Source organism: Dietzia sp. DQ11-38-2, from assembly GCF_014145055.1.
Lineage (GTDB): Bacteria > Actinomycetota > Actinomycetes > Mycobacteriales > Mycobacteriaceae > Dietzia.
Genome location: NZ_JAALDW010000147.1, coordinates 1 through 4,631 on the forward strand (window position 1 = coordinate 1; position 4,631 = coordinate 4,631).

The window sequence follows — 4,631 nt, forward strand, 5'->3', positions numbered from 1 at the left end:
ACACACACCGCGCTCGTCGGAAGCCCCGCACCGGCGAGGTTCGCGACGCTTCCGGCGTTGCACGCCGCGGTCGCCACGGAACCGACCGGCCCGCTGGCGGATCCCGGCAGCGAGCCCGTGACGGAGCCGAGTTGAGCGGACGCCGTCCCGGCGCCCGCGAAGAGGGTCACTGCGGCCACGCCGCACACGGTGAGAAGCCTTACGGACATGTCGTTCTCCCTGGTGTCGTCGACCGGCGGCAGCCGCCGCCTGAACTCCAGCACATCAGAGTTCCCTTACCCGGAGGCGAATTTCGGGCGGATTCCGGGTGCGGTCACGGCGAACGGGCGCCGTCGGGATCCTCCGGGACCGAGCTCCGCGGCTACTCGGTGGGCCCGACCCGGTCGGCGTGACCGAGCGACTTTCCCGGGGCGACGAGATCCCGGACAGCCCGCTTCAGTTCGGTGATCTCGGGGAATCCACCATCCCTCTTGCGGTTCCAGACCTGCTCGTCGCCGACGTCGATCCGGAAGGTGCCGCCGGTCGCTGGCACGAGCGCGACCTCACCGATCTCGCCCTCGAAGGTCTGCAGCAGCTCGCCCGCGTACCACTGGGCGCGAAGCGTCCACCGGCACTGCGTACAGAAGGTGATGGCGATCCGGGGAGACGGCATGTCGCCCACAGTGCCACAGGCGGACCATCCGGTCTCACTGCTCGGCGGGCTCCGTCGTCGTCGGATGCAGCTCGTACATCGAATCGATCTCCTCGACGCTCTTGCCGGTGGTCTCGATGCGGAACAGCCACGTGATGACCGCCCCGAGCAGTGAGGTCCCCACCAGGATCGCCAGGACGACACCCGTGCCCCAGGCGACCAGCAGTATCGGGAAGAGGAACGAGGTGAGCACGGCGCCCGACTTGGCGATGGACGCCGCCATGCCCGCTCCCGTCCCGCGCAGGGCCGTCGGGAACACCTCCCCCGCCACGACGTAGGTCATGGAGTTGGGACCGAGGTTGGTCATGAACTGGAACAGGATGAAGCCGGTGAAGACGAGCACCGTCTGCACCGACCCGTGGGCCAGGGTCGAGGAGGCGGCGATGGCGAGTCCGGTCGCGCAGCCGAGGAAGCCCAGGATCTGCAGCCGCATGCGGCCCCACCTGTTGATCAACACGATGGCGACCAGGATGCCCACCAGGAGGAAGACGTCGATGAGGGCGGCACCCTTGGCGCCGAACAGGTCCTTGTGGATGATCGCCGACGACGACGACCCACTGCTGGCGACGTTCCCGAGCGTGGTGGCGATGATCGTCGGCGTGAAGATGCCGATCCCGTAGGTGCTGAGGTCCTGGAGGAACCACGGGACCGACGCCAGGATGGTCGATCGCCGCCACGGCGTCCTGAACAGCGCGCGGACGTCGGTCGTCGCGGCCTCGGCCCCACCGTCCCGCCCGTCCGAGATCGTCACGACCGAGGGGTACCGCGGCGTGCGGGCGAGGAGCTTCGTGAGTTCGGCCTCGGCTTCCGCGCGGCGGCCGACGTTCGCCAGCCAGTGTGGGCTCTGTACGACGAACACCCGGCCGACGGCGACCAGTGCCGCCGGTACCACGACGACACCGAACATGAGTCGCCAGGAGTCGAGTGAGCTGGTGGTGCTGAGGATGGCGACGCCCACCAGGGTCCCCGCCACGGCGCCGACCGCCTGGAACGCGAATGCCGACAGCACCTTACGGCCGCGGCCGGCGGTCGACTGCGTCTCGGAGAGGATCGCGTGCGCGGTCGGGTAGTCGCACCCCAGCGCGACACCCATCCCGAACAGGCACACGAGGAAGACGGCGAACCCGGGTGCCACGGTGGCACCGAGCAGGAAGACGGTGAACAGGATCATCTCGATGAGGAACATCTGCTTGCGGCCGAAGCGGTCCGACAGTCCACCGAGGGCCGTGGCCCCGACCATGATGCCCGCGAGGGTCGCGGCCGTGAGCAACCCCGTCTCCACCGCCGAGAGTGACCAGTAGGCGGTGATGAGCGGCAGGGCCACCCCGATGAGGAACACGATCAGGCCCTCGAAGAACTTGCCTGCCGAGGCGAGCCAGAAGATCCTGCCCTGCATACTCGTCATGCCGCCCGCGACCGCCGGGGTGCCGTCCCGCCACCGGGGGGTCTCGTCGATGTAGCGCTGAACTGTGGAGGGGGCCCCGGGGTCGTCGCCCTCGGGCGCGGGTGTCGCCATGACGCAGAAGACTACTCAGGTACCTCCGGGTGCACCGGTGTCGCGGTAAACCCCGCGTGAACGATCACGCGGCCACCTGGCCGGGCCGGGCCGGGGCCGCACAGACCTGACAAGCGGAAAGGCCGTCCCCGCTTGCGCGGAAACGGCCTCTGAACTCGAAGTCCTTGGGTGGAGCTAAGGGGAATCGAACCCCTGACCTTCTCGATGCGAACGAGACGCGCTACCAACTGCGCTATAGCCCCTCACGGCCCTCGCGGGCCGTGTCGCCGCCCTTTCGGGAAGCAGTGCCGCCCTCTCGAGCAGCGAGGGATACCCTACCAGCACGGCCGGGCGACCGACCAAACCGGGAGCCCTGGAGACGTCACGAGCCCGCGGTGTGCGTGTGCATCCGCACGCCGTCGTCGTTGAAGATGCTGATCACCTGCGCCGGGCGTCCCCCGGCCGCGGACAGGCTGTGCGGGACCCTGGTGTCGAACTCGGCCGCCTCCCCGCGGGTGAGGATCAGCTCCTGGTCGCCGAGGACCAGGCGCAATTTCCCGGACAGGACGTAGAACCACTCGTACCCGTCGTGGACCCGGGGTTCGGGCGCCACCTTTGCCGGCGGGTAGGTGATCTTGTAGGTCCCCACCGATGACCCCTCGGGGGCCAGGGGCGCGATGACCATGCCGTCCCGGTGGACGACGGGCCGCCGCACCCGGGGGTCGACCGTGGTCGGGGCCACCAGGTCGTCCAGGCCGATCCCCAGTTGGCGCGTGAGCGGCAGCAGCAGCTCGAGACTGGCCTGCCGCTTGCCTGACTCGAGACGCGACAGCGTGCTGGCCGACATCCCGGCCCGCTCCGCCAACTCGTCCAGCGTCAACCCGCGGCTGTGTCGGTACGCGCGCAGCCGCACGCCCACCTGCTTGAGTTCTCCGCCCATCGGTCCTCTCCCGCCGTCGCCCGACTCCTTGCCAATAGTGCAAACATTCTTGCAGTTTTTGCACACCAGGCGTCAACTGTCCCCATGGACATCACTGAGGAGACACCAGAACACTGGGACACGATCGTGGTCGGCGGTGGGGCCGCGGGCCTGTCGGCGGCGCTCATGCTCGGCCGGGCCCGCCGCCGCTTGCTCGTCGTCGACGCCGGCGAACCGCGCAACCGCTTCGCCGCGCACATGCACGGAGTCCTCGGCCACGAGGGGATGGACCCGCTCGAGCTGCTCCGCCGGGGCCGCGAGGAACTGCGGCAGTACGACGTGACGGTGCGGTCCGGGTTCGTGACCGTGGTCCGGGACAGCGGGGTCGACGACGCGGGGAGCGGTGACGGAGCGAACGGGGGGAACGCCGCCCTGACCGTCGAGTTCGCCGATGCGGCACCCGTGACAGCCCGTGCTCTCGTCGTGGCGACCGGACAGACCGACGAACTCCCGGACATCCCCGGCCTGCAGGAACTCTGGGGCTCGAGCGTGCTCCACTGCCCGTACTGCCACGGTTGGGAGGTGCGCGGCAGCAGGATCGCGGTGCTGGGCACGTCCGCCATGTCGGCGCACCAGGCTCAGCTCGTCCGGCAGTGGACCGACGACCTGGTGTTCCTCACCGCCGGGAGTGGCGCCCCCGATGCCGAGGTGGCCGCCCGGCTCCGGGCCCGCGGCGTCCGGCTCGAGGAGTCGCCCGTCACCAGCGTCCTGTCCGAGGACGGACGACTGACCGGCGTCAGCCTGGCCGACGGACGACAGATCGCACTCGACGCGATCTTCGCCGCGCCCACCGCTCGGCCCCACGACCGGTTCCTCGACGGGCTCGACCTGGAGCGGACCACCTCCCCGCTGGGCACGGTTCTCGCGGTGGACCAGTTCGGTGCGACCAGCCATCCCCGCATCTGGGCGGCGGGCAACGTCGCCAACCCGGGAGCCACCGTGCCCGTCTCCATGGCCGCGGGGTCGATGGCGGGCGGGATGGTCAACATGATGCTGGTCAACGAGGACTTCGACGCCGCGACCCACACCCAGAACGCCTCCGGAGGCCCTGCCGACTTCTGGGAGGGCGAGTACGCGGGCGACGGACCCCGCTGGTCGGGGGCCGCGAACGCCACGACGGCGGCGGTGGTCGGCCCTCTCCCGGCCGGCTCGGCCCTCGAGCTGGGCTGCGGTGAGGGCGGAGACGCGGTCTGGCTGGCCGAGCAGGGGTGGCGCGTGACCGCGGTGGACCTGTCTCCCACGGCGGTCTCCCGCGGGGCGGAGGCGGCGGCGACCCGCGGACTGGCCGACCGTATCGACTGGGTGTCGCACGACCTGTCCACCTGGACCACCGACGAGCGGTTCGACCTCGTCACGGCCAGCTTCTTCCACTCCCCCGTCGACCTGCCCCGCACGCAGATACTCCAGCGTGCCGCCGAGCGGGTACGCCCGGGCGGTCACCTGCTACTGGTCTCGCACGTGTTCGA

At 70.2% G+C, this 4,631-nt stretch carries 4 protein-coding genes and 1 tRNA gene; 1 reads left to right on the top strand and 4 read right to left on the bottom strand.

Features of this window, described 5'->3' with window-relative positions; all coding sequences use genetic code 11:
• Nucleotides 1–361 precede the first annotated feature (361 nt).
• The 4 genes from G6026_RS05700 to G6026_RS05715 all read right to left on the bottom strand — a co-directional run bounded on the left by G6026_RS05700 (nt 362) and on the right by G6026_RS05715 (nt 3,126).
• Nucleotides 362–652: a SelT/SelW/SelH family protein gene (locus G6026_RS05700; protein ID WP_107758168.1), complete on the bottom strand. Its 291-nt coding sequence runs from the start codon at nt 650–652 to the stop codon at nt 362–364.
• A gap of 34 nt (nt 653–686) precedes the next feature.
• On the bottom strand, nt 687–2,207 hold the full coding sequence (locus tag G6026_RS05705) for an MFS transporter (protein WP_182612474.1): 1,521 nt from the start codon (nt 2,205–2,207) through the stop codon (nt 687–689).
• Nucleotides 2,208–2,376: 169 nt separating this feature from the next.
• Nucleotides 2,377–2,449, bottom strand: a tRNA-Ala gene (locus G6026_RS05710).
• Nucleotides 2,450–2,568: 119 nt separating this feature from the next.
• Complete coding sequence (locus G6026_RS05715; protein ID WP_017836307.1) at nt 2,569–3,126, bottom strand: XRE family transcriptional regulator; 558 nt, start codon at nt 3,124–3,126, stop codon at nt 2,569–2,571.
• Nucleotides 3,127–3,210: 84 nt separating this feature from the next.
• Between G6026_RS05715 and G6026_RS05720 the strand changes: the two genes are divergently transcribed.
• The coding region (locus tag G6026_RS05720; RefSeq protein ID WP_182612476.1) for a bifunctional NAD(P)/FAD-dependent oxidoreductase/class I SAM-dependent methyltransferase at nt 3,211–4,631 on the top strand (1,421 nt) is incomplete at its 3' end.